15 protein-coding genes are annotated in these 26,013 nt (G+C 43.9%); 1 reads left to right on the top strand and 14 read right to left on the bottom strand.

The window, feature by feature from the left end:
- Positions 1 to 28: 28 nt before the first annotated feature.
- The 5 genes from QUB77_RS09670 to QUB77_RS09650 form a co-directional block, all read right to left on the bottom strand.
- On the bottom strand, positions 29 to 3,913 hold the full coding sequence (locus QUB77_RS09670; RefSeq protein ID WP_333171767.1) for a GAF domain-containing protein: 3,885 nt from the start codon (positions 3,911 to 3,913) through the stop codon (positions 29 to 31).
- Between the two features lie 990 nt (positions 3,914 to 4,903).
- Positions 4,904 to 8,077 carry an ATP-binding protein gene (locus QUB77_RS09665; protein WP_333171765.1) on the bottom strand — a complete coding sequence of 1,058 codons (3,174 nt, stop codon included), beginning with the start codon at positions 8,075 to 8,077 and terminating at the stop codon, positions 4,904 to 4,906.
- Positions 8,078 to 8,089: 12 nt separating this feature from the next.
- Entirely contained in the window at positions 8,090 to 9,430 is a 1,341-nt protein-coding gene (locus QUB77_RS09660) for a response regulator (RefSeq protein WP_333171763.1), read from the bottom strand.
- A gap of 42 nt (positions 9,431 to 9,472) precedes the next feature.
- Positions 9,473 to 11,353 (bottom strand): EAL domain-containing protein, encoded by a 1,881-nt coding sequence (locus QUB77_RS09655; RefSeq protein ID WP_333171761.1) that lies wholly within the window; start codon positions 11,351 to 11,353, stop codon positions 9,473 to 9,475.
- Positions 11,350 to 14,154, bottom strand: a complete 2,805-nt coding sequence (locus QUB77_RS09650) for an ATP-binding protein (RefSeq protein WP_333171759.1) — start codon at positions 14,152 to 14,154, stop codon at positions 11,350 to 11,352. Before QUB77_RS09650 ends, QUB77_RS09655 begins: the two co-directional genes overlap by 4 nt.
- Before the next feature lie 764 nt (positions 14,155 to 14,918).
- Between QUB77_RS09650 and QUB77_RS09645 the strand changes: the two genes are divergently transcribed.
- Complete coding sequence (locus QUB77_RS09645) at positions 14,919 to 15,143, top strand: hypothetical protein (protein WP_333171757.1); 225 nt, start codon at positions 14,919 to 14,921, stop codon at positions 15,141 to 15,143.
- 364 nt (positions 15,144 to 15,507) lie between these two features.
- On the opposite strand, the gene QUB77_RS09640 is transcribed toward QUB77_RS09645, so the two are convergent.
- From QUB77_RS09640 to QUB77_RS09600, 9 genes are all read right to left on the bottom strand, one after another.
- Positions 15,508 to 17,556 carry an ABC transporter ATP-binding protein gene (locus tag QUB77_RS09640; RefSeq protein ID WP_333171755.1) on the bottom strand — a complete coding sequence of 683 codons (2,049 nt, stop codon included), beginning with the start codon at positions 17,554 to 17,556 and terminating at the stop codon, positions 15,508 to 15,510.
- A gap of 264 nt (positions 17,557 to 17,820) precedes the next feature.
- The gene (locus tag QUB77_RS09635) at positions 17,821 to 18,330 is read right to left on the bottom strand and encodes a hypothetical protein (protein ID WP_333171753.1); all 510 of its coding nucleotides are present in this window, start codon (positions 18,328 to 18,330) and stop codon (positions 17,821 to 17,823) included.
- Positions 18,331 to 18,806: 476 nt separating this feature from the next.
- Positions 18,807 to 19,073, bottom strand: coding sequence for a hypothetical protein (locus QUB77_RS09630; RefSeq protein WP_333171751.1), 267 nt, complete (start codon positions 19,071 to 19,073; stop codon positions 18,807 to 18,809).
- A gap of 99 nt (positions 19,074 to 19,172) precedes the next feature.
- Positions 19,173 to 19,610 carry a DUF3574 domain-containing protein gene (locus QUB77_RS09625; protein WP_333171749.1) on the bottom strand — a complete coding sequence of 146 codons (438 nt, stop codon included), beginning with the start codon at positions 19,608 to 19,610 and terminating at the stop codon, positions 19,173 to 19,175.
- Between the two features lie 577 nt (positions 19,611 to 20,187).
- Positions 20,188 to 20,535: a hypothetical protein gene (locus QUB77_RS09620; RefSeq protein ID WP_333171747.1), complete on the bottom strand. Its 348-nt coding sequence runs from the start codon at positions 20,533 to 20,535 to the stop codon at positions 20,188 to 20,190.
- A gap of 332 nt (positions 20,536 to 20,867) precedes the next feature.
- Positions 20,868 to 21,950 carry an ABC transporter ATP-binding protein gene (locus QUB77_RS09615; protein WP_333171745.1) on the bottom strand — a complete coding sequence of 361 codons (1,083 nt, stop codon included), beginning with the start codon at positions 21,948 to 21,950 and terminating at the stop codon, positions 20,868 to 20,870.
- Positions 21,951 to 22,095: 145 nt separating this feature from the next.
- A complete protein-coding gene (locus tag QUB77_RS09610; RefSeq protein WP_333171743.1) occupies positions 22,096 to 22,959 on the bottom strand; it encodes a carbohydrate ABC transporter permease in 864 nt (287 codons plus the stop codon).
- A 71-nt stretch (positions 22,960 to 23,030) separates the two neighbouring features.
- Positions 23,031 to 23,939, bottom strand: coding sequence for a sugar ABC transporter permease (locus QUB77_RS09605; RefSeq protein WP_333171741.1), 909 nt, complete (start codon positions 23,937 to 23,939; stop codon positions 23,031 to 23,033).
- A 345-nt stretch (positions 23,940 to 24,284) separates the two neighbouring features.
- Positions 24,285 to 25,601 (bottom strand): ABC transporter substrate-binding protein, encoded by a 1,317-nt coding sequence (locus QUB77_RS09600; RefSeq protein ID WP_333171739.1) that lies wholly within the window; start codon positions 25,599 to 25,601, stop codon positions 24,285 to 24,287.
- Between the last annotated feature and the right edge of the window lie 412 nt (positions 25,602 to 26,013).

Genomic DNA, 26,013 nt, shown 5'->3' with positions numbered 1-26,013 from the left:
GTATTTTCGCCAACAAACCAATTTAATTTTATGTCCTTTTAATCGGAATTTCGATTATAAACTCCGTGCCTTTCCCCACCACCGACAAACACTTAATTTCACCTTTATGTTTTTCGACAATAATTGAATGGGAAATCGCTAAACCCATCCCCGTTCCCGAACCGATCCGTTTGGTAGTATAGAAGGGATCAAATATCCGTTGCTTGACTTTATCGGTGATACCTGCACCGTTATCAGCAATTCTAATCACAGCGAGAGTACCTTCTACCTCTGTACGAATGCGGATAATTCCCGGATTTTCTAGCGGTTCTTGTAACACGTCAATAGCGTTAGCAATAATATTCATAAACACCTGATTCAACAGTCCAGCGTAGCACTCCACGAGTGGCAATTTTCCGTATTCTTTAACGATTTGAATGGCGGGGCGATCGTACTCCGTACCCCCTACGCGATCGGGCTGAACTTTCAGACGGTGTTCTAAAATCATCAATGTGCTGTCGATGCCTTCGTGAATGTTAACCTTTTTCATCTCAGATTCATCAAGGCGAGAGAAATTCCGCAAACTCCGCACGATATCGCGGATGCGAGTTGCTCCCACCTGCATAGAAGAAAGCATTTTCGGCAAGTCGTCTAGCACAAAATCCAGCTCTAAAACTTCTATTTCCTCCTGAATCGCTGGAGAAGGTTCCGGGTATTCATCTCGATACATTTGCAGCAGTTTCATCAGGTTTGTGGTGTATTCTTTGGTGTAGGTAAGATTGCCGAAAATAAAGCTGACCGGGTTATTGATTTCGTGGGCGATTCCTGCTACCATCTGACCGAGACTCGACATTTTTTCTGCCTGCACGAGTTGAGTTTGAGCTTGCTGGAGCTCGCACAGAGTTACTTCGAGTTTGGCAGCCTGTTCTTGCGCTATCCGAGCTGAATCGACGCTTTGACTGTAGAGTTCCGCTTGACTGATGGCGATCGACAATTGATCGCAAATTGCTGATAGCAACTCCACTTCGTCTTTTGTCCACCTGTGCACCTCGTGGCAAGAAGTGCAGCCAACAACTCCAGTTAAACCCCCTGCACTCTTAACCGGCAAATCCAAAACAGACTTGTAACCCACCTGCAAAAAGAATTCCCTTTCTACTGGATCGCTGAAAGTTGCAACATCATCTATTTGATAGATTTCCAAATTAGCTATCTTTTGCGCCAGTGTCCCCGTTACCTCAGCAGGGTAATAACCCAAAAGCGAGAACAAGTCATCATTTTTAGCTTCGTGGACGATATCCCAAGCGGGCGTCTGGGCATCGGGCGTATACCACATAAATAGACAGCGATCGAGTTGCAGCAAGTCGCGAATTTGCCGCACAGTTGTTGCCAAGATAGTATCTAAATCTAGAGAAGCGCGGATTTGACTGCCTAGCTGGTTGAGCAATTTTTGCTGCATTGCTGCTGCTTTTGATTCGGCGGCGGCGAGGCGAGATTTTTCGTAAAGTTCGGCTTGATTAATGGCGATCGCCAATTGAGTTCCTACTGCCATTAACAGTTCCACTTCTTCGTCTCTCCACCGCCGCACCCCGCTGCAAGAACCGCAGAGGATCGCGCCAATTTGACCCGACTGTGTTTGAAGGGGAATGTCCAGCAGAGAATTGAGTCCTACAGACATTAAAAATTCCCGTTCTGCTGGATCGGTTAATGCCTCAACATCGTCGATCCGAATTATTTCCAAATTGGCAATCCGCTCACCGATAGAAGCAGTTGGCTCGACAGGATATAAACCCAAACGCGAGGGCAAATCGGCATTCTTTGCCTCGTATATCACATTCCAAACCGGTGGCGAAGCGTCGGGTAAATACCAGATAAACTGACAGCGATCGAGTAGGAGCAACTCGCGAATTTGCTGCACAGTTGTCGCCAAAATAGTATCTAAATCTAGAGATTCGCGGATATTGCTAGCTAGCTGGTTCACCAGTGCTTCCTGCTCCGCTAACTTGCGGAATCTCGCTTCCGACTTTTGCAACTGTCTTTGAGATTCTTTTTGTTTGGTAACGTCCAAACCCAAACCGATCAAGCCGATCGCGTTACCCGAATCATCTTTTACCTTAGTTTTAATTGTCTCCAAATAATGTTCTTTACCATCAGCAAGCTGCATCGCTTCTTCAGCATAACAGGGAATATCTTGGCTCCACGCTTGCGCGTCAGATTCCATGCACGTAGCAGATGCTTCTAATCCCAAAACTTCGGAATAGTGAGATGCTGCTAAAAATCTTGATTCAGGTATAGCCACATCTTCGCAGAAAGTTTTGTTAATTAATAACATCCGCCCGCTAGCATTTGTCAGCCATACCCAGATCGGAGCGTTGTCAATAATTGCCCTCAAAGTTTGCTGTTGTCTGGCGAGAGCTTCTTCTGTTTGTTTGCGCTTAATTCCCAGGGCGATCGTATCGGCACTTGACGCCAAAGCAATCAGCATTGATTCGTTCAACTCCTGGCGAGCAAACATCGCGATTACTCCCAGCAACTGATTGTCAACAATTAGCGGATATCCAGCAAAAGCCACCATTCCTTCTCGTGAAGCCCATTTTTTGTCCTGAATTCGGGGATCTTCTTTCACACAATTAGTGATGTGAGGTTGTCGCTCCAGGGCGATTAAACCAATCTTGAACTCGCCGACAGCAATGCGACTGTGAGCGCCGTCAATATGAGTATATATCCCCGCGCTTGCTTGCAGTTGCAATACATTTCCGTCTTCATTCAATGTCCAAATCCGAGCAAAGGCAACATCCAAATGGCGCACAACTGCATCGGCGCAATATTGCAAAGTTGTACGCAAACCCTGGTTTTGAGTTAGAACAATTCCCACATCTGCTGTGAATAAAGAAAGTTTCAATTGTTCTGCTAAAGCTTGTTCTGCTATTTTGCGCTCTGTAATGTCGGTAGCAGCACCGAGACGCTGCTTAATTTTTCCCTCCTCTGTTCTGCTAAATACAATATTCCGGCTGACTAACCAGTGCCAACAATTATGTTTGTCGCGCACCCGATATTCGTACTCAATAACTTCGCCGTCGGGAGCATTTTCTAATTGCTGAAAATATCCGGGAAATTTAGCTAAGTCGTCAGGGTGGATGATGGTGGGCAGTAGATTGCTGCCCATATTTTCAACTTCTTCGGCGGTATAGCCGAGGATGTCAGTGATTTCGCGGTTGCTGTAGACATTTCGCTGCTCGGTTTGGTCGTAAACAAAGAGAAGATTCGGACTGGTATTGGCAATTCGCTCAACAAAACGCTGACTCTCTTGCAGCGCTGCTTCTGCTTGTTTGTGAGCGGTAATGTCGCGGCCGACACCATACATCAATTCTTCCTCCCAGAAACGGCTACCAGTCCAGGCTATCCATTTGTAAGAACCGTTCCGACAGCGCCAGCGGTTTTCAAACCCAACGGTATTATTCCCCGCAGCAAGACTTTCAGCTTCTTTTAAAGTAGCTTCGCGATCGTCTGGATGCACGAATTCGAGGAAGAGTTGGCCAATCATTTCTCCTGGGGAATAGCCGAGTATTTTTTCTGCTGCTGGGTTGATCAGTGTTACATAACCGTCAAAACTAAGGACGCACAGCAGATCTAGCGAGAGGCTAAAAAAGCGATCGCCCGCGTTAGGTCGGCTGGAGGGGCGATCGTTACCTGCAGCAGCGGCATTCCACCGCGCCGATATCGCCAAAAGCACAATATTTGCTACTCCCAACATTGCAATTTCCCGTTTGATTCCGTACAAATCATAGCCGTTACTTGCTACCCACAAGCAGTTGAATAAAAACAGCACAATTATCAAAGATAAAAATAAACTATTCGGCCTATTTTCAGCTATGTTGAACTTTTCCTGACGCGGATTTTTTGCTGATTGCTGCTGTTTTCTCGGTCCTGATAACATAATTTTTCTCAAGAACTGTTCTTGCAAAATAAACCCACTTTTTATTTTCGCTCTTGCTTGTATTTGAAATAATCTTTATTCTTTGAAGGTTTATATTTTGGTACTATTAAAACCCGCTGAAGATGTTTAAATACTACTGTTGTATAGTTTGACTTATTTGCGAAATCTATGGGTTTTAAAATTGGGGTATATCTAAGCACAAAATATAGAGAGTCAAGTGTATTTACGGAGTTAGCGAGCCATCTATTTTTAGCTGGGTGCGTATTTTCTCACCAGACAGACCTAGAGGGATTTATCTCTAATATTGCACTAGCTGTTGCTGTTTGTCATTAGACATTTGGCCTAATATAGCAGTAGTCCTAAAATCCTGCCGGGCTAAGTAAATTTAATATTACCCAAATATCATCAATTTCAAATGAAGAATACCTTTTGATATCGATTCCGGTTTGCTACCCCCTTCATGATTCGGCGATTGAAAGAGACTGTTGACTCTGTATGAGGGGTAAAACCCCTCATACAGAGTCAGAATCAATAGCGAGAATGATTGTGTAATCACGCACTACATTAGACATAGGAGTGAAAAGCCAGCTTGGAACAGGCTAGGAGGGCCTGTGAAGCGAGAATTATTCCAGAGGGCTATTAAATCATCTATTATGACTCTTCACCCGCGCGACTAATCATCGATTCGAGAAATGACAACATACAGCCTATTCCATGTATATGTAGTACACACAATCTTGCGATCGCCTGCTGTAGGGTGCGTCGCCCCCCGTCTGGCGAGCAAGTTTTATCCAATATCTCGCAGCGACCAACCCTACAGATTAACTTACACAATTGTCACAGAACCATTGAATTGTAGGGTTCGTCAGACCTTAGATTATAGCTAGAAACAAGGGTTTTGCTACTGACGCACCCTACTATACGATACCCCTTGCGTAAGTCCTGACAATATCTAATAGTCCCTTGCTTAGAATGACAGAAGAGCTGTAATTAATCCTTTTGCTTGTATTGACTAATAAAAGACTTTAGCTGTTTTTCTTGAAACTTTTGAGCAAATTCACACAACTGATCGGCAAAAGGAATAAAATTGGCATCCAAATTTTTTAAATGTTCGGCTTCTTTGATAATCGCTTTCAAATTGCCTTTCATAATTAAATCATAGAAAATCTCAATTGCTTCTAAGGGTGGAGGAACTATAGCCACAGCCGGGGATAAGGCGCTATCTCGTTTAATATTTTTGGCAGGGGGAGGAAAGACTTCAACTAACTGTTTGTAGAGCCAAGATAGCCCTAAATGCCTCTGCAACAATCCAAACAAATCAGAAGCTTCTACAGGTTTGGGCAGAAAAGCGTCAGCCCCTGCATCCAAACTATTGTACTGGTCAGTTTCAAACACTGAAGCTGAGGAGACAATTATTACCATATCTTTCAATTCAGGCGATTCGCGCAGATGGCGCATCAACTCAAAACCATCCATTTTTGGCATCGCTAAATCTGTGATAATCGCGTCCGGCATTAACTCGCCAGCTTGTTCTAAACCTTCAATTCCGTTGACAGCTTCAACAACTATAAAGCCAATTGGCTTGAGCAAATTGACAATCACAGAGCGGTTTTCCCACCTGTCATCTACTACGAGAATTTTCCGTTTGCTACCTGTAAAGCCGACTATAGTTCCTGTTGGCTGTAGTTTTGGTACTACCTCTCCATCGGTGGCCGAAGGTAAACTCAAATCAAACCAGAATTGGCTACCAGCCTGCGACTTGCTACTGACTCTGATGCTACTTCCCATCATTTCCATAATTTTCAAGCTAATTGCTAATCCTAAGCCTGTTCCTTCTGCCATGCGGCGAGTATCACCTACTTGTTCAAAAGGTTGAAATATTTTCTGCATTTGTTCGCTCGTCATTCCCACGCCAGTATCTTCTATTTGAAAGCGGATTTTGTTGATAGCTGTAAGTGCGATCGCATTTGATTCAACAGCTACCGACTCTACCACCTCTACCTTAAAAGTAACGCCGCCTGCGTCAGTAAATTTGACAGCATTACCAAGGAGATTAACTAACACTTGTCGCAAGCGTTTTTCATCAGCCTCAACTATACTGGGGAGTGCAGCATCAAATTGGCATTCTAAAGAAATGCCTTTCTGTTCAGATTTAATGCGGCTGATTTCGCTGACTACCTGAAGAAATTGTAGCAAATAGAAATTCGTGGGATACAGTTCCATTTTCCTAGCTTCAATTTTGGAGAGGTCTAAAATATCGTTAATTAGAGTCAGCAAGTGCGATCCGCACTGGTAAATGATGTTAATCTCAGTAAGTTGTTTTGGGGTTAAACTGCTATCTCGCTGGAGGATTTGAGCATAACCCAAAATACCGTTGAGAGGAGTTCGTAGTTCGTGGCTCATGTTAGCGAGAAATTCACTTTTAGCTTGGTTGGCGCTATCAGCAGCAACTTTAGCTTCTTGCAGCGCTACTTCTGTAATTTTGCGGTCTGTAATGTCTTGAAAAGTTCCTTTTAATTTGATAGGTATGCCATTTTTGTAGTGAGGTTGACCGAGAACATGAACCCACCGCTGATTTTTTTTAGCGCTGAGGAACTGCAACTCTAGATCGAAAGGTTCTTTATTTGCGATCGCGCTTTCGAGTGCTTGTTCCAAAATCTGTAGAGACTCAGATGGATAAAAAGTCTTTGCCCCTGCAACAGTTAACTGGAAATCTGAATCAACTTCATAGAGGTGGTAAACTTCTTCTGTCCAAGTCAATTCTTCAGTTTCTAGATTCACTTCCCAGCCTCCAACTTTTGCTAAGTGCTGGGTTTGGTTGAGTAGAGCTTCGCTTTCTCGCAGTGCGGCTGTCCGATCTTCAACTCGCTGTTCTAAATCTTCGTTGGTTTTTTCAAGGGCAGTAAAAGACTCTTGCAATTGCTGTGCCATAAGATTAAATGACTGAGCTAAAATATCCAGTTCCCCAATCGCTTCAGCCTCAAGTTTGTGGTTTAATTTTCCACTCGCAATAGCTTTACTTGCATTCCTCAAACGTAGAATCGGATCGGCTATCCAGCCAGAGGTAAAAATTCCGAGGGTGAGAGCCAGCACTAATGCTAAAAGGCACAAGAAAATGGTAGTTTGGGTGTTGGCATTAATTTTATTCATGAAGTCCGCTTCGGGGACGGCAACTACAATTAGCCAGTCAATGCCGCGACCGTCTTTAAATGGTGTTACCTGTAGAAATTGCTGCTTGCCACCCCAGTCAAACGTGAGTTGCTGGTTAGTATTAATTTTGCTCAAGTCGCCAAATTTATCTATCAAATATTGGGATGAAATCCGAATCAAAGGCACGCTACTTTCAGTCGCTTTCATCCGCTTCTCAACCTTCCCATCCTTACTAACTAAAAATGGCTTTTCCGACGTTGAGGAAGCTACAATCAGTCCAGAGCGTTCTATGATGAATGTCTTTCCAGACTTACCAATTTTTAAACTTTGTAGGAAGTTGCGGGTTTGACTGTCAAGTAGCTCCGTACCTAAAACACCTATCAAATTACCAGTTGAGCCATAGACTGGCTGACTAGCAGTAATTCCCAAATTATGACTTCCGAATACAAGAAAAGGATCGATCCATCTGGGTTTTCCTGCTGCAACCGCTGCTTTATACCAGGGTCGATTTCGCGCGTCAAAAGCAGGAATGATTTTTTCCAGCTTTTTGCGATTGCCAAAGCTATCTGTAGAGTACCAGACTAACTTGCCACTAACAAATCTTTCTGTTGTGTAAATATATAATTTCTCATTCTCTTGACGCTGGACTACAACTATTCCTCCGAGAGGATTGCCAAAATAAATAGCACTTACTGAATCAAAAACTTGAAGCTGATGCCACAAATGACGCTCCAACCCTCTCTGATTCTGCACGTCCAACAAGTTAACCTTAATAGTAGCCGCGATGCTTTGATTGACTTGATGAGCGTTAGTAAGGTAAGTTCGCAGGTTCTGCTCAATGCGAGCGCTAATTTCACTCCGCAACTGAGTAGCAACATCATTAACCGCTTTCTGCCCGTTGCGTAAAGAAAGCCATCCCGTTAACCCTACAGCCGCGAGAATTTGCAGTAGGAATGGCCCTACTAGAACGAGGTGTAGCGGTAGTTTTCGGGAGCTAGAGGTAGTTGGGCGCATAATAGAATACGACTATAGATTAGGACTTTGTAACGGCTGATGTATGGGAATTTCCACAGTGAACTTCGTACCCTCACCGAGTGTTGAATTGCAAGTTAGTTTACCGCCATGTTTCTCAACCACAATTTGATAACTAATATTCAATCCCAAGCCTGTACCTTTACCTGCGGGTTTGGTTGTAAAGAAAGCTTCAAATAGTTGAGAATTTACTATCTCTTCGATCCCCGTACCGTTATCAGCAATGTAAATTTTTACTGAGTTATCATTAGCTAATTCTGTGCTAATTGTAATCTTACAATTAGCGTATTGGGGGAATTTAAAATTTACTATTTTATCTTCCAAGGCATCGATCGCGTTGGCAATCAAATTCATAAAAACTTGATTTAGCTGTCCGGGATAGCATTCCACTAGCGGTAAGTTGCCGTATTCTTTAATTACGTGAATTTCTGGGCGATCGCCACAAGCTTTGAGCCTGTGCCGCAAAATTAACAAGGTACTATCTAACCCTTCGTGAATATTTACTGCTACCTTAGTTGACGTATCCGTTCGCGAAAAGTTTCGCAAAGATACACTAATATTGCTAATTCTATCTGCTCCTACCTTCATAGAAGTAATCATATTTGGCAGGTCTTCTAGCAGATAATCTAGCTCGATTTCTTCAGCATGAGCGGCAATCTGAGGTACTGGATTAGGATAATGTTGCTGATAGACTTCTAAATGGCTGAGCAAGTCTCTGATATAGTCAGAAGCGTGGTTGAGATTGCCGAAAATAAAACTGACGGGATTGTTAATTTCGTGAGCCACCCCAGCTACTAACTGCCCCAAACTAGACATTTTTTCAGTTTGCACTAATTGGACTTGAGCTTGTTTTAAATCCTTCAAAGCATGAGATAATTCAGCCGTTCGCTCTTGTACGCGCTGCTCTAGTTCCTGATTTTGCTTTTCAACTTTTTTAGTCAAATAATTCAATTTTAAGTGCAGTTGAATGCGAGCTAATACCTCTTCTTGCTGAAACGGCTTAGTTATGTAATCTACTGCTCCTAAAGACAGACCTTTAACCTTATCAACTGCCTCAGACAAAGCACTCATAAAAATCACGGGGATGTCAGCACTTACGGGGTTTGCTTTCAGGCGATCGCAAGTTTCAAACCCATCTATCCCCGGCATCATTATATCTAACAAAATTAAATCTGGGAGTGCATACCCCACCTTTTCTATAGCGCTTTCTCCATCTTGCGCTACCCAAACTTCAAAGGACGCATCATCCAACAAATCATAAAGTATCCCTAAGTTATTTGAGTTGTCATCGACGATTAAGATAATATCTTTTTTTTCTTCAGAGTCGGCGCTCATTTCTTGTTCTTCCTGTATTAACTAATAAAGGATAAGTCTTAATTAAGCCGTTAAGGGTGGTAGCATAATTGAAGGTAACAGTCTAGCATTGTTTAACAATAGTTGCGTTGCCGTTTGGCTGTCTACAGGCTTAGAGAATAGATAGCCCTGACCGTGTTCGCACCCTAGAAAACGCAATTTTTCCAACTGTTCTAACGTTTCTATCCCCTCTGCTACTACATCCATACCGAAGCTGTGAGCGAGGGTGATAATGGTTTCCACAATTTCATCGCTTTTCCCAGCAATAATGCGGCTAACAAAAGAACGGTCAATTTTTAAAGTATCAATAGGAAACTCGTGCAGACGGCTTAAAGAAGAATAGCCCGTCCCAAAGTCGTCGATGCACAACTTAATACCGTGATTTTTTAGTTGCTTCAGTATTGTTGCTTCATAGGTAGATGCTTCTAAAAAGCAGCTTTCAGTAATTTCTAGTTTCAAGCAGCAACTTGAAACGCCAATATCTTCGACAATTTCCTGCATCCTCTCCACTAGATTAACTTGCTTTAACTGAATTGGCGAAACATTTACATTCACTCTCAAAGCAACAGCGTGGGGAAACTGCTGCTGCCATAACTGGAGTTGACGGCAAGCCTCCTGAAAAACCCACCAGCCAAGAGAGTTGATCGCACCAATTTCTTCAGCAAGGGGAATAAATTTTGCAGGGGGAACTAATTCGCCAGAAGCGCGATGCCAGCGCACCAATGCTTCAAAGCCCAAAAGATGACCTGTAGAGAGCGATAAAATCGGCTGGTAGTAAAGGCGAAACTCTTCTAATTCTATTGCTTTTCGCAGGTCGTTTTCAAGCTGCAAGCGCATTGCAGCCTGAGTTTGGAGTGATTTTGTCAATACTTCATAACGTCCTTTGCCTTGACTTTTAGCGTGATACATTGCGACATCGGCATCTTTGAGTACATCCGTGGCCCGATCGTAACCCATTGTACTGAAGGTGATGCCAATACTAGCGCCTGTGAATATTTCATATTTGTCAACAGTGAATGGTTTCCTTAAGTTTTCGAGGATGCGATCTGCTGCACTTATTGCTTCGCAGATATCTGTAATATCTTCGAGCAATATGATAAATTCATCGCCTCCCAAACGCGCAATTGTATCAGTTTCTGATAGGCAATTTTGCAGCATTTTGGCGACATTTTTCAGCAAGTCATCTCCTACTAAGTGTCCTAAGCTGTCATTAACAACTTTAAAACGGTCTAGGTCGATAAACAACACTGCATACAAGTAGTCAGAACTCAAATTAGCCAACTCAATTACGCGATTTAGGCGCTGGATAAAATAACCTCGGTTAGGCAGATATGTCAGAGAGTCGTGAAAAGCATCGTAGCGCAATTTTTCTTCTTTTGCTAACAACTCTAAATAAGCTCCTTGCAATTCATTTAACGCACTTTTTAGTTCAGCCGTCCGTTTTTCTACACGATCTTCTAACTGAGAAGTCAGCTCGATCAACAGCGAGTTTTTTTCTTCCATTGTCTTAGTCAAACAGCTCATTTTTAAGTGTAGCCTCAGCCTGACTAATATTTCTTCCTGCTGACATGGTTTAATGATGTAATCGACAGCACCTAAAGACAGACCTTTGACTTTATCAACTGTTTCGGAAAGGGCGCTCATAAAAATTACGGGTATGTCCTTTCTTGCAGGATTGGCTTTCAGCAGTCTGCAAGTTTCAAATCCATCCAGCAACGGCATCATTATATCTAATAAAATGATATCTGGTACTCCATATTCGACTTTTTGTAAAGCACTTTCTCCATCGGCTGCTACCCAGACTTCAAATCCAACTTGCTCTAAATAATCGGAGAGTACCGCTAAATTAGTGGGGTTGTCATCTACAACCAAAACTATATTTTTTTGCTCGAATTCAAGGATCATGACTTAGCTCTCCTATATTGGTTAATGAATTCTTTCAGTGCTTTTTCTTGAAATCCTTTAGATAATTCCCGTAGCTTGTTAGCAAAAGGTGCGAATTTTTCATCCATTTGTTCTATGGCCGATCGCTTAATAATTCCTTGGAGGTGTCCTTTCATTGCTAAATCGTATAAAGCTTCAATTTCTGGTGGCGGAGGAGCCCCCAGGGAAAGTGAAGGTAAAGGCGAAGGCGAATAATTAACTGCTGCTTTTTCTTGTTCATAAGTCCATTCTATTTGCCAATGTTTCTCTAACTTCTCTAGCGAGATTTCTGCTTGTAGTGGCTTGGGCAGAAAATCGTCGCATCCAGCTTGTAAACTTTGATATTTGTCTGCTTCAAATACACTAGCAGATGTGACTATTATTACTATATTTTTTAAATCTGCGATCGCGCGAATCCGCCGGAGCATTTCAAAACTATCTAGCACTGGCATCACTAAGTCAGTGATAATTAAATCCGGTTGGCACTTGGCTTTTTCCCAACCGTCTTTACCATTTGTTGCTTCTATAATTTTAAAACCAATTGGCGAGAGCAGGTTAGTAAGAACCGAGCGATTTTCCCACTTGTCGTCTACTATTAAAATTGTCGGCTGCCTCCCGGTAATGCCTGCGATATTTCTGCGGTTCGTAGTGGGGGAAAATGCAGCCAATTCTGGAATTTCCAGCAAGTCTAAATCAACTAGAAAAATGCTCCCAATTCCCGGCTGACTTTTGACTTTGATGGTGCTGCCCATCATTTGGACTATCTTCTGGCTGATTGCTAGTCCCAATCCGCTACCTTCACTGTTTCCAGAGGTTTTGTTCACTTGCTCGAAGGGCAAAAATATGTTTTCTAATTGATCGGAGCTAATGCCAATGCCTGTGTCTTCAATTTGAAAGCGAATTTTTGTAAGTGGTGTTGGTAATTGGTGATGTTCCCCCCGCTCCTCGTCATTTTCTATTATTTGTACGTGAAAAATTACGCTACCAGAGTCAGTAAATTTGATGGCATTGCTGATTAAATTAATTAGTATTTGTCGTAGGCGTTTCTCGTCAGCGCGGATGGCGATGGGAAGTGCGATCGCAGGTTGGTAAGTAAATGCAATTCCCTTTTGTTCTGCTTTAACGCGGCATATTTCTACTACGCCGAACAGGAAAGAAGGAAAATGAAAAGCAGTCATCTGAAGTTCCATTTTCTGAGCTTCAATTTTGGAAATGTCTAAAATGTCGTTAATTAAAGTAAGCAAGTGTGAGCCGCACTGATAAATGATGCGGAGACCGTCTTTAACTTTATCATCTGTCGTATTTGAGCGTTGCAGAATTTGAGCATAACCTAAAATGCCGTTGAGGGGAGTGCGAAGTTCGTGGCTCATGTTAGCGATAAATTCGCTTTTGGCGCGGTTGGCTGCGTCGGCTGCTATTTTGGATTCTTTTAATTCTGCCCTCCGCTGTTCTACTCTCGTTTCTAAGTCGCTATTTGCTGTTTCTAAGGCGGTAAAATATTCTTGCAATTGCTGTGCCATTAGGTTAAAAGAGTTTGCCAGTGTATCGAATTCAGCGATGTCTTTTACTTCTAGTTTTTGGTTTAGTTCTCCGCTAGCTATCTGTTTGCTGACCTCGGATAGCTGTAGGATTGGTCTGGTAATCCAGCGGGATGTCAAGAGTCCAATAATGCTGGCTATTACTAAGGCTAAAATGCAGAGTAAAATGGTCGTCTTAGTATTGGCATTAATGCGTTCCATAAAGTCTGATTCTGGAACAACTATGACTATCAGAAAGTCAAGACCACGATCTGAGATGGGCGTTACTTCTAAAAAATGCCTGTTTCCATTAATTTTAAAGATGTCAAGTTTTGTAGCTTTTTTTATTTGGGTGAGGTTGCTAATTTTTTTTGCCAATAAGTGCTGCATTGTAGCGCGAATTAAAGCTTCGCTGCTTTCAGTTGCTTTGAGTCTTTTGACTGGGGAGCCGTCGGTACTTTGTCTAACTGCCTTTTCCTGTGTTGAAGATGCAACTATTTCTCCCGATGGTTCTACAATAAAAACTATGCCTGATTGACTGATTTTTAAACTGCGAAGAAATTTACTGATCTCGAAAATTACTAGGGATACTCCTACATATCCTATGGATTTTCCCGATTTGTTGTATAGAGGAAGTATGGCATCTGTGGTGACTTTGGGGCGGGGTGCAAGCCATACATATAGGGGAGTCCAAGTAGCCTGGTTCGCTGCTACGCCCATCTGATAATAAACTTCTTTTTGAAGCTGGAAGTTGGGAGCTGCTGACAACAGAGCGGTGCGATCGCCTTGATTATTGGTAGCATAGTTGTTAAAGCTGAATTTCCCGTCGCTTGACTTTTCTATCGCACCGATGTTGAAAGTGCCGTCAGACCTCTGCTCCGCACCGATAAAATCTCCGCCCTCGTTCATATAGTAGATGTAATTCACTGAACGGAAGCGCTGAATTTGTTGCCAAAAGTGGCGCTCCATGCTGCGGAAGTCTTGTGGATTTAATTGACCGAGACGGATAGCATCGGCGTTGATTTGATCGATCAAATGAGGGGTTTCTAAATAGGTATTTAGGTGTGGCTGAATCCGAGCTGTGATTTCTCCGTACAACTGTGCAGCTAAGTCATTAACTGCTTGCTGTCCGTTGCGGAGTGACAGCCATCCAGTTAGCCCCACTGCTGCGAAAATTTGCAGGAGAAATGGTATCACTAGGATGAGGCGGAGTGATAATAAACGTCCTTTTTTTGAGCGGGGACGGTTGAGAGCTGGCGGTGTCATGAATTAATAGAAAAGGGCGGACGGAGACTGTAACAGAAGCTACAGTTTTTTACCCTGGTTGTGTCGCTCGAGGGGGTGGGGTAAACTCTGCGTTCTCTCGATCTGTCAGTTTTACTTAGTTTACTCTTTAGATTATACTAAAAATTTGCATTTTCAATATTAGGTAGTATAAGCTGTTACGCATTTAAACGACTAAGGAACTCTTTTATGGTGCGTCATTCGCGAACACTTACGCGCTAATGAGGGAAACGCTTATGTACGCTCCGCACCCTACAATCTTCCTTTAAATGTCGAACAGCTTACTTTTTTTCCTAACAAGGAAGGGAATTCCTCGGCGAAGAATTCTGGGCGGTTAAAACCGCGCACCAACGCTAACGCGCAACCAAAGGCAGCATCCCGATTTTTCATGGCTTTCGGAAAAAGACCTCTCCCCCCAACCCTAGTACGGAAGGGCGCTGGGGGGTTAGGTCTTTTTCAAAAATGGGATACTCCCCACCAAAGTCCGCCGGCGCGGACTGAATTCTGGGCGATTGAAAGAGACTGTTGGCGAATGTATGAGGGGTTTTACCCCTCATACAGAGTCAGAATCAATAGCGAGAAGGATTGTGTAATCACGCACTACATTAGACATAGGAGTGAAAAGCCAGCTTTGAACAAGCTAGGAGGGCCTATTCCACAATAATTATTCCAGAGGTATAATAGACCTTTCCAGAAAAGCAAGTCTGGAACAGGCAGGAAAGCCTGTTCCACAATAATTATTGGAGATGTCTAATGTACTCATTCCACCACAGAAGCCCGTCTTTTCGGAACTTGTGATGAATGGTTTGCGTTACGCTCGTTACATGGCTCTTGCCAAGACTTGTCTACAATATATTGTGACTGCTGCTGCGATGAATCTGTCAAGAATGTGGGCAATAGGGCGCAAGATTCCGATTGGCTTGACGAGTGTTTCTAGTTTTTGGGATCTTTTTATCTCTGGCGGATCGTAGTTCTTTTGTCCTGATTATGGGATGTTTGGTTTCACCCTTTTTTAATTAGCCAACATTCTTATAACTTACGCATGGGGGCCCAGAAACCGGGTTGTTTTACATAATCTGCGGGTGACAACGCGTATTTTCGTAAAAAAACCCGGTTTCTTTAGTCGGAGTGCGTAAATGCTGAGTCTCTTGAAATCGCAACTACACAAACTTTCGTCTCAGCAGAGGGGGACTAAGAAATAACGGGGATATTTAAGCCGGATTTGGTCTGATTTGTGAAGGTAAAATTAAAAAAAATATTTCGTATAACTTGTAACAAATAATGTAACAGCAGGCAAGTTATAAATGCTTGCCAAAAAAGGCAGAATGATACAAATCAAGCGTGTTGCGACTCATCGGCAGGAGATACGGGGTGCTGTGCTAATTCAGCAGACGCCTCACGCCCTAATTGCTGTTGCCGAATTCGCTCCAAATTCCCTGCAGGAATAGCAGCTATAAGTTGTCGCGTGTAAGCTTGCTGCGGTTGGCGGTAAATGCGCTCGGCAGTGCCAATTTCCTCGATTTTACCTTTGTTCATGACGATCGCGCGATCGCTCATAAACTTGACCACGCTCAAATCGTGAGAAATAAAAATATAAGTCAGTCCAAACTCTGTTTGCAACTCCTTCAGCAAATTTAAAACTTGCGCCTGCACCGACACATCTAATGCCGAAACCGACTCATCACAAATAATAAACTTAGGATTCAAAGCCAAAGCTCTAGCAATACAAATTCGCTGCCGCTGTCCCCCGGAGAACTCGTGAGGGTAGCGCCGCATAAAATCGGGATTTAAACCCACTCTATCCAACAAATAAGCCGCGCGATCGCGCTGTTCTTTCTGGTTCTTACCAAAGCGGTGAATCACCATCGGTTCCATCACCGCATCCCCAACATTTAGGCGCGGATCGAGAGAACTAAAAGGATCTTGAAAAATAATTTGCATATCGCGCCGCAGCCAGCGCAATTTGCGATCGTACTCTTTTTTCATCCGATAATTAGCCATCCACTGCGATGCCGAACTACTTTTGGCAGGAGGCGTAATTTCTTGACCTTCAAAAAATACTTTACCGCTAGCGATCGGAATTAATTGCAGCAAAGCTCTCGCCAAAGTTGATTTGCCGCAGCCAGACTCGCCCACCAAACCCAAAGTCTCGCCCGGATAAACCTCAAAAGAAATATCGTTTACCGCCATAAACAAGCGTTGAGTTTCGCCAAACATCCCCTTCACGGGAAAACCGACGCGCAAGTTATTAACAGCTAGCAAAGGGCCGGAAATATGCGGCAACCGAGGCGGTTTTCCTGTTACAAAAGCGGGATTTCCCCCGCTGCTGTCGCCGTCTAAATCGGCATTTTTCTCGACAATTACCAATTCGCCACTAGCATTTGTAGTGACATCCATAAAATCGGAAACTGTCGGCAAGCGGCGCAGTTGCCGATCGAGAGTTGGGCGGCAAGCTAATAAACCTTTTGTGTAAGGATGTTGGGGGTTGCTGAAAATTTGTTCGATCGCACCGCACTCAACAATCTTGCCTCGGTACATCACCGCCACGGTATCGCCAATTTCAGCAATGACGCCCAAATCGTGGGTAATAAAAATCATTGCCATGCCTCTAGAGTCCCGCAACTCCCGCAGCAAAGCTAAGATTGTTGCCTGCACGGTTACGTCCAAAGCCGTGGTCGGTTCATCAGCAATTAATAAAGTTGGATTGCAAGAAATGGCCATTGCAATCATCACGCGCTGGATTTGACCGCCTGAGAGTTCGTGGGGATAGCGATCGAGCATAGCTTGTTTTTGGCCGTTGACGAGCTGCATCAAATCGCGATCGTCGTCCATAACTGCTTGATTCCCCGCAGCAGTCCGAGAGTGCTCTTGCCGCAAAGCCAAACACCGCTGCCTGAGCTCATCGTCGCCCGGTAGCAGCTTCACCTCTTGCAGCAGAGAAGCAGCTTGGCGCCGTGCTTCTGTCTGCGACACCTGTTGGTGCAAACAAATTGCTTCTGTGAGTTGAAATCCGATCGTATAAACGGGATTTAGCGAACTCATCGGCTCTTGAAAAATCGTCGCAATCTGGCTGCCCCGGTATGTTTGTTTTTCCGTGTCCGGCATTTCCAGCAGATTCACAGGCCCATTGCTAGCGCCGTCTTTTGTCGGAGAAAACCAAATTTCGCCATCGATTTTCGTTGACGAACTCGACAGCAGACCCATAACAGCGAGGGAAGTTACCGATTTTCCCGACCCCGACTCTCCCACGATGCCCAGAGTTTGCCCTCGCTTGACCTCAAAGGAAATGCCGTCAACCGCTTTGACGGTTGCAGACGCATCGCCTGCGTCCGCAGATTGAAATTGAACCCGCAGGTTGCGAACTTCTAGGACGGTTTCACTCATGGAAGTCTATGGCAAAAATTAAAGGGAGATTAAGTGGATTGTAGCAGGGCCTGTGGAAGGCAGAAGGCACGGAGAAAGTTTTAAGATTGCTTCGTTCCTCGCGAAGCGTGGCAATCTGAAAACTCAGAGCTAGTTATAGCGAATCTCAATCAGGTGAGGTACTCGTCGGCTTTCTTACCAATTCCGCAATCGAAAATCGAAAATCCCAATCAGTACCTCACTCAATTGACAATTGCGATAAGTGCCTTCTGCCTGCAATTTTCCTCAAAAACCTATGACTTGAGTGTCAGCAGGCAGTGAAGTGGCCTCGGAAACCTTTTTAAACACGGTTGCCTGCTCGTTTAAGGAATTAGGTCTGGCCTGTCCTGGATTAGTGCCTTGCAACTGAAGGCGCATTTGACCTTCGGGAGTCAACTCAAAAACAGTCTCAACGGTTTCTGTGCTGCTGAGGCCGACATCAAGGTGCATCGGTTTTTCACCGAGATTAACTTTGTACCTCATTTCTTTGGCGCGGGCAGGTCCGTCGGGACCTTTAGCCATGAGAAACAATTTGCCTTCTGGGGCAAAGACGAAGGTGAAAGACTGACCGGAGGGGACTGTGCCTTGCCATTGGCCTAGAAGTTGCGTGTCGATGTTGCTCGTGGCCGGGGCTGTAGCTTCAGCAATTGTTGGTGCTGCTGCGGATGCTGGGCCGACTGAGGCGTTGAAGCTAATGAGGATGCCCAAGCAAAGGCTACCTGCGATCGCTTTACCAATCATTTTTGAATTAGACATGAGACCGATCTAAAAATTGGTTATTGGTTTTGTACACTGTAGCGGTAAAACCGTACATTAGTGTAGTTTAAATCTCTTTTAGGGATACATATAGGTTGAGGTTCAAACCTGCAACGCAGTTGTCATCCCCGGACTAAAGGTTTTCCTGAGCTTGTTGAAGGATCATTCGATTTGAGATTTGAGATTTGAGATGCTTTCGATTGACCCCACGGATAAATTTGGGGGCTTGAGGATTTGAGATTTGAGATGCTTTCGATTGATTCCACGGATAAATCACGTGGCGGGTACCACCTTTGAAATTCGCTTGTCACGGGGCTTTCAGTTTTTTTTATTGTAAAATCCAATACAAATCCGGCTTAAGCTGCACAGTTCGCTGTTCTGAGTAGATTGTTTTTAACTCAAAACAGCTAATTGACTATGGCGTTCGATCGCCCTCCAAGAGAATTCTGCCGAGCGATCGCATTAATAGTCTGTCATTAATTTTTTTCAGTATCGGATTCGACTTGTTCTGTCGGAGATTCCGGCGCGGGTTGCTGTGGATTTTGCGAGCGTTTCATGCGCTCCAATGCCTCTGCGTAAGACCAAGCCACGCTCACAAGAAAAGCTTTCGCCATGCCGGACAAATTTTTTGTTTCCTCGCTTGCAGGCGCTTCAGCTTTTTGGTTGCCGTCGTTCATCATATTTTTGTTTTCTCCCGGGCAGGTTTTTTGAGCGATTTTTTGCAGTGTGCGATCGATACCCACAAATTATGATTTTTCTTGCACCCGCACCCTACTTATCTTTGAGGATATGACCTTGATTACCACGAATAATATCATAAATACGCTGATTGGATGACCGCATCAGAAAGAAACCTTAACTTCGCTGGTTGCCCGCAGCACAGACTCTTGCAGGAAAGTGCGCTTGTAAGTTGCGATAATTTCATTAATAGCTTGATTTTTTTCAGGACTACTTTCATAAATTAAAATAACTATTTTAGAGTTTTCTCTAATCACAATTCCCGCTCTGTTGAGAAACTGCCCGGAGCCGTCTAATACGGTTAGCCCTTCCCGAAAGCGAGGGGTAATAACTGCCGTGACAAACTCCTGCCATTCGGATTCAGAAATTGTCTCGCCTCCCGGTTTTGTTAAGCCAAAATACAGTTCATCTTTGAGGAGATTTGTTTGCTTGGCATTAGTATCTGAAGTTTCGGGAAGTTGAGCGCGGGCAATTGTTGCCGGACAAACAGGCAGGATGAACAGCAGGCCGGTCAAGCAAAGACTGTTAAGATGTTTATTCATCAGGAATTATACGGAACTTCTATATGTAGGGTGCAACCTAAGCGTTTTACCGCTTATTTATTAGTCTAAAGCGAAAGGGACGAAAGTTTGTGTAGTTTGACCTCGAACTCGCATTATAGGAGCGATCGAAGCCACATAAGAGTTTGAGTTCAAAACCAGTTTTAACTCACATCTAACACCATTTTTATGAATAGCCTTTCCCGCCTGTTCCACTCATAGTTCAATTTTATTGTGGGTAGTTGCTTCTAGCTCTGTCTTGAAATTGTAATTGAGAATCCTGCAAGATCTCATTTTTAACCACCGAGTCTGCTCAAGGGGTTTTTAACGAGAACTTGATTTAATGTAACATAAAATGCTTCCAACTCAAAAACCCAGTTTCACATGAGAAACTGGGTTTTTGAGCGTCTGTTCTAGTTTATTTATGCTCGACTACTTGATTGCGTCTGTCGTATTAAGTAGCTCAACCTATTTAAACGTCAAACTTTTCAGGTGTTCAGAAACCCGGAAGGGCGAGCACTCTTGGCTGCGCCCCGAAAGCAATCAGGTTTCTCAGTGTTATATTTTTTAGGTGGAGCTACTAATCCTTTAATTCGCGGATACTTCTCTTAGCAGTGTCTTGATACATCTCCCCCATTTCTTTCACGGCTGCTCCTGCCTCTTGGCCAATCTTCTGAGCTCGTTCGCCGGGAGACTCTGAGGTTTCGCGAGCTTCTTGCCTCCATTCCCGTGTTGTTTGGGGTCTTTCAGGATTGTTGAGCTCAGAGTTTGAGCTTGCTTGCGTGCCAAAACCTTTGTTAGTGCGTCCCGAATCAACAGTGGTTGTCAGAACCAGAAAACCGACTAGGACAACACTCAAAAAACTCTTAATTTGAAAGCCCTTAAGCAGGGAACTGATGCGAGCAATGGCTGTGGAAATCAAATTCATCTCAATAATACTCCCTAAGTTGATTGGTGATAATTTTCAACATTTTTCATCTAATTGACACGCTCCAAAATTAGCAGTTAATTCGAGGTAAAGCCAATTTAGCTTTAACTTCTGATTAACCACCTAAATAGAGTTATAGGTTAGCGATAAAATCTGGTAAACACGCAACCTATGTGTCAGCCAATTAGCTTTTTCACACATTAATATCACCTTAACAGCCGCACAATACTTCTACCTCTAACTAAAGTCATAACTTAGTTATAAGCAAAAAAAATATTTTTCAGCACAGGGTTAGAGAATTTTTAATCAATCATGCTATGCAGGGCAAATTATTAGTGCAAGCGATCGCCCGTTTTTACGTCAAACCAGTGCAGCAACTGAGGCCCAAAAACCAGCTCTACAATTTGGGAATTCCAGTGGCGGTCATTTGGCAGCAAAGCCCGCACCGTTACTGAGTCCACACCTTTAACTCGGACGCTAACTAAATTTTGCATTCCCAAGTTTTCCACTAAATAAACCTCACCTTTAATTGCCTCTGAGTTCGGCATATTGCCGGCCTCTGCATCTGCAAAGCCGACGTGTTCAGGGCGAATTCCTAACACAATTTCTGGCGGCACAGTCGGCATATTTGGAAGTGGAACTCCCGACTCGCCCAACATAGCAAAATTGCCCTGGCATTTAAGCACGAGCAAATTCATTTGCGGGCTGCCCACAAAACCGGCTACAAACTGATTTGCCGGACGAGTATAAATTAAGTGTGGTGGGTCTAGCTGCTGCACGCTGCCGCTGTTGAGAACTGCGACTTTGGTAGAAAGCGTCATTGCTTCGGTTTGGTCGTGAGTTACGTACACTACAGGAGCTTTTTGGGAGGAAAATAATTGTTTGAGTTCGGCCCTAACTTTTTCCCGCAATAATGCGTCGAGATTGCTCAAAGGTTCGTCGAGCAAAAATACTTCCGGTTGGCGCACTAATGCGCGGCCGAGGGCTACTCGCTGTCGCTGTCCGCCTGATAGTTTTCCGGGTTTGCGATCGATTAATTCCGTCAATCCTAGGGATGCTGCAACTTCCGTCACTAACCGATTGATTTCGCTGGAGGAGATTTTGCGAAGTTTGAGGCTCGATGCCATATTCTCGTATACTGTCATGTGCGGATAAAGCGCGTAACTTTGAAAAACCATTGCAATATCGCGATCGCCCGGTCTGAGATAAGTGACATCGCGATCGCCAATTCTAATCTCGCCCCTAGTCGGCTGTTCCAACCCTGCAATTAACCTGAGTGTAGTAGATTTGCCGCACCCCGACGGCCCCAGCAAAGTCAGAAATTCTCCTTCGCTGACATCCAAACTAATGTCTTTTACGGGAACTACTTTAGGGCTGTAGGTTTTATTGAGGTTTTTTAGTTGCAATTTTGCCATGATTTTAATGGGTAATTGGGAATTGGTAAGAAGAGCACGACACGGATAAACACGGATACACGGATTAATCTTTTGTTGCTTGTTTGACTACTGACTACTGACTACTCTCCAATCTAAAATCTAAAATCTAAAATCTAAAATCGATCTATCCTTTTACCGCCCCGGCTGTTAAACCTTGAACGATGCGGCGCTGGAATACTAAAACCAGCAAAACCAAGGGCAAAGTTCCCAAAACAGTAGCTGCGGCGATCGGGCCGTAAGGAATCTCAAATACTGACACCCCGCTGAGTTGAGCCGTTGCCACGGGAATTGTTTTTAGAGATTCGCGAGTCATAAATGTTAGTGCAAAAATAAACTCGTTCCAAGCTGAAATAAATGTCAAAATTCCCGTTGTGACTAAAGCTGGAAATGTCATCGGTAGCACGATTTGCCACAGCATTTGGAAAGTGTTGTATCCGTCAACTTTAGCCGCATCTTCCAAATCTTTGGGCAACTGTTGAAAGAAACTCCGCATTACCAAAATTGTCAGCGGCAGATTGATCGCAGTGTAAGGAATAATTAATGCTAAATAATTATTGCCTAAATCCAAAGCTTTGACAATTTCCAGCAGTCCCAAAAATAGCAGCACCGCCGGAAATAGCGTTACAATCGTCACAGTTGCCAGAATGATTCTCTCGCCCCACAGCCGCAACCGGGCTAAAGCGTAAGCTGCGGGAGCGCCTACTGCTAAACACAGTAATGTTGAAGTAATGGAAACAAAAGCGCTATTTAAAATGTAAAGTCCAAAGGGGCGACGCTGGAACAGCGACAGGTAATGCTCGAAAGTAATTCGTTTGGGAATGTAGACGTTGGGAATCGCCGAAATATCTGCATTTACTTTGAAAGAAGTTAGCACCTGCCAGATAATAGGCGCGAGGAAATATGCGACGGTTAATATCGCCGAGATTGGCAAGATTAATTGCCGGATGTCAAAGGTTTTTTTGGTGGGCTGTTCGCGGGCGATCGACATAATTTATACCAAGGAAATAAAAGTGCAACAGTTGGTTATCTAAAATCCAAAATCTAAAATCTAAAATCGTCTTAGTTTCCTCCTGCTGCATTGGTGCGGGCTCTCGATAACAGGTAAGCGGCGATCGCAACTGCTGCCACTAACATCAAAAAAGTACACACCACCAAAGCCGCCCCATACCCAAAGTCTAAATACCTCATCACCGTGCTGTAAATGTAGATAGAAACCGTTTCCGTTGCCCCCGCAGGCCCCCCTCCCGTCATCACCTGAATCAAGTCAAAAATGCCGAAAGACTGGGCAAATCGAAACAGCAAAGCAATCACAATCTGCGGCATCAGCAGGGGCACGGTAACTTGACGGAAACTCTGCCAGCTACTCGCGCCGTCAATGGCGTGTGCTTCGTACAAATCACCCGGAATTGACTGCAATCCTGCTAGTAAAAGCAAGCTGACAAAGGGCGTCGTTTTCCACACATCTGCTGTAATTACTGCCATCATTGCCAAAGTCGGATCTCCCAGCCAGCTAATGCTATTTTGAATCAATCCTAATCGCCTCAAAATGTCGTTAATTACGCCGTATTGGTCGTTAAAAATCCACGCCCAAGCTACTCCCATCAATGCAGTGGGCAGCGCCCAAGGCAGCAAGGAGATTGTGCGAACAATGCCGCGCCCTGCGAAGGATTGATTTAAGACTAAGGCAATTCCCATACCGAGAATTAATTCCAGCAAAACAGAGACGACTGTAAATACAGTGGTGTTGCCTAAAGTTTGCCAGAAACGCCCGTCGCCTAACATTCGACTGTAGTTAGCAAAACCGGAAAAAACCAGTTTTAATTCTGTACCGAGGTTTTGGGTGAATAAACTCAGCCAAAAAGCGCGTAATATTGGGTAAGCAAATACTAGCATCAGAATTATCAAAGCTGGTGCTACTAATATCCATCCAGTTTTTTGTCCGCGCTGTCGCATTTTGTCTAATTGCATATTTTTAATCCCTAATTTATCCCTCATTTACGGTTGGTCGTAATACCAATTTTCACAACTCTTACAACATTATTCGTAGGGTGTGTCGCCCTCGAAACTGCCTTGCATAAACAGCGACAATATCACAGCGACGCACCTTACGCCTTTAGGACTGTCAACTGTCAACTGTCAACTGTTTATTTCAAATGTTCCTCCAACATAATTGTTGGGTTTGTGTACTGCGAACTATGGCACAGGTGCGTCGCTATGAGATTATCGATTTTTATTGATGGATTTTGAATGGCGACGCACCCTACGGCTTTAGGACTGTCAACTGTCAACTGTCAACTGTCAACTGTCAACTGTTCAAGAAGCTTTGGCTGGTTTCAAACTGCCTAATAAATTGCGAGTTTCGCTAGCTGCTGCTTTCATTGCTTGTTCTGCACTCATTCTCCCGGTAAAAGCTGAACTCAAATAGCGCTGCAAAATATCAGAAGCTTGAGCGTATTGTGCCAGGGGCGGCCGCAAAGCTGGCCGTTCTACTACTTTTAGCAGTTGCGGGTAGTGGGGATATTTGGCGACTATTTCTTTGTTGGTAAACAGCGATTTATAACTGGGAATTAAACCAGTTTCTAAAATAAATTTGCGCTGGGTTTCCTCGCTGGTAAGATACTGAATTGCTTTCCAGGCTTGTTCTGGATGTTTTGAGGTTTTGGCAATTCCCCAGCCCCAGCCGCCCAAGCAGGAACCGCCTGTTTTACCCGTACTGCTGAGCATAGGCTCGATCGCAATTTTGCCTCTAACATTCGATCCTTCGGCATTTGCCAGCTTCCAAACATACGGCCAGTTTCGCAAAAACAGCGCTTTGCCATTTTGAAACAAAAGCCTGGTTTCTTCTTCGCCGTAGGTGGTGACACCCGGAGGAGAAATGCCAGAGGCGATCGTATTTTTGAGAAATTCCACTGCTTTAATTGCCTCCGGTTTATCTAACCCAACTTCAAAAGTTTCAGGGTTTGCCCAGAAGCCACCGAAACCGGAGAGCACTTCGACAAACATCGCAGATACTCCCTCGTATTGTTTGCCTTGCCACAGATAACCCCAAGTTGCTTTTCCCTGTTTCTGCAAGTTTTGAGAGATTTTTACCATCTCTTCAAAGGTTTTCGGCGCTGGAATTTTCGCTTGTTCTAAAATGTCTTTGCGGTAGTAAAGCATTCCGGCATCGGAAGCGTGGGGAATTCGGTAAAGTTTGCCCCGATACCGCCCACCTTCGACGTTACCTTGAATGAATTTTGATAGTTGTTCCGGGGCAATTCTGTCTGTCAAATCGCTTACCCAACCTGCGGCTGCAAATTTGGGAACCCAGACAATATCCATGTTAATGATGTCGTAGGGCGACTCGCCTAAAAGAAAGGCAGATGTATAAAGATTTTCTATGAGGTTGGTGTCAAAAGGCCCTTCTATGAGGTTGATGCGAATGTCGGGGTTTTTCTGTTCAAATTCTTTGACAAAGGGTCTCCAGTTAACAATGTCTTGGCCTTGCATTAACATGGTGAGCACGACTGGCTGTTGAGTCAGTGCCGGCAGAATAAATAAAAGCAAGACGGCGGTTAATGTGGCAGCGAATAAGGCTAAAAGACGGGGGCGCTTCTGGCTTCGTTGCGACAGGGAATTTATTTTTTGCATGGGCTTTTGAGAAATGGCGGTGCGATCGCCTTCTTTCTCTCATAACTCGCTTTCTTTTGTTTCGCTGGATTTACCGAGTTTGTGCAATAAAAATTTAAGTAAACTTTAGCTTACTTAATAATGCTTGAGTGAAGAGTGCAAATTTTGATTTAACTGATTAGATGGCGAGTTAAATCAACATCTATCTACAGATAGATATTAAACCTATTACAAAAATCATCAACTATCTTGAGATTATCTGCGTTTATCTGTGTTTATCTGCCCGTAATCAGCGGTTGATCCTTCAATCAAAGATTTATGCAATTCAAGTCAATTGAGAACATTTAAATAAATAATTCTTCCTTCTTCCTTCTTCCTTCTTCCTTCTTCCTTCTTCCTTCTTCCTTCTTCCTTCTTCCTTCTTCCTTCTTCC

The sequence above is a fragment of the Microcoleus sp. AT9b-C3 genome (genome assembly GCF_036705485.1).
Taxonomy (GTDB): domain Bacteria; phylum Cyanobacteriota; class Cyanobacteriia; order Cyanobacteriales; family Microcoleaceae; genus Microcoleus.
Note: the sequence above shows the minus strand (reverse complement) of the source record. Positions and strands in the feature narration are given on the sequence as shown.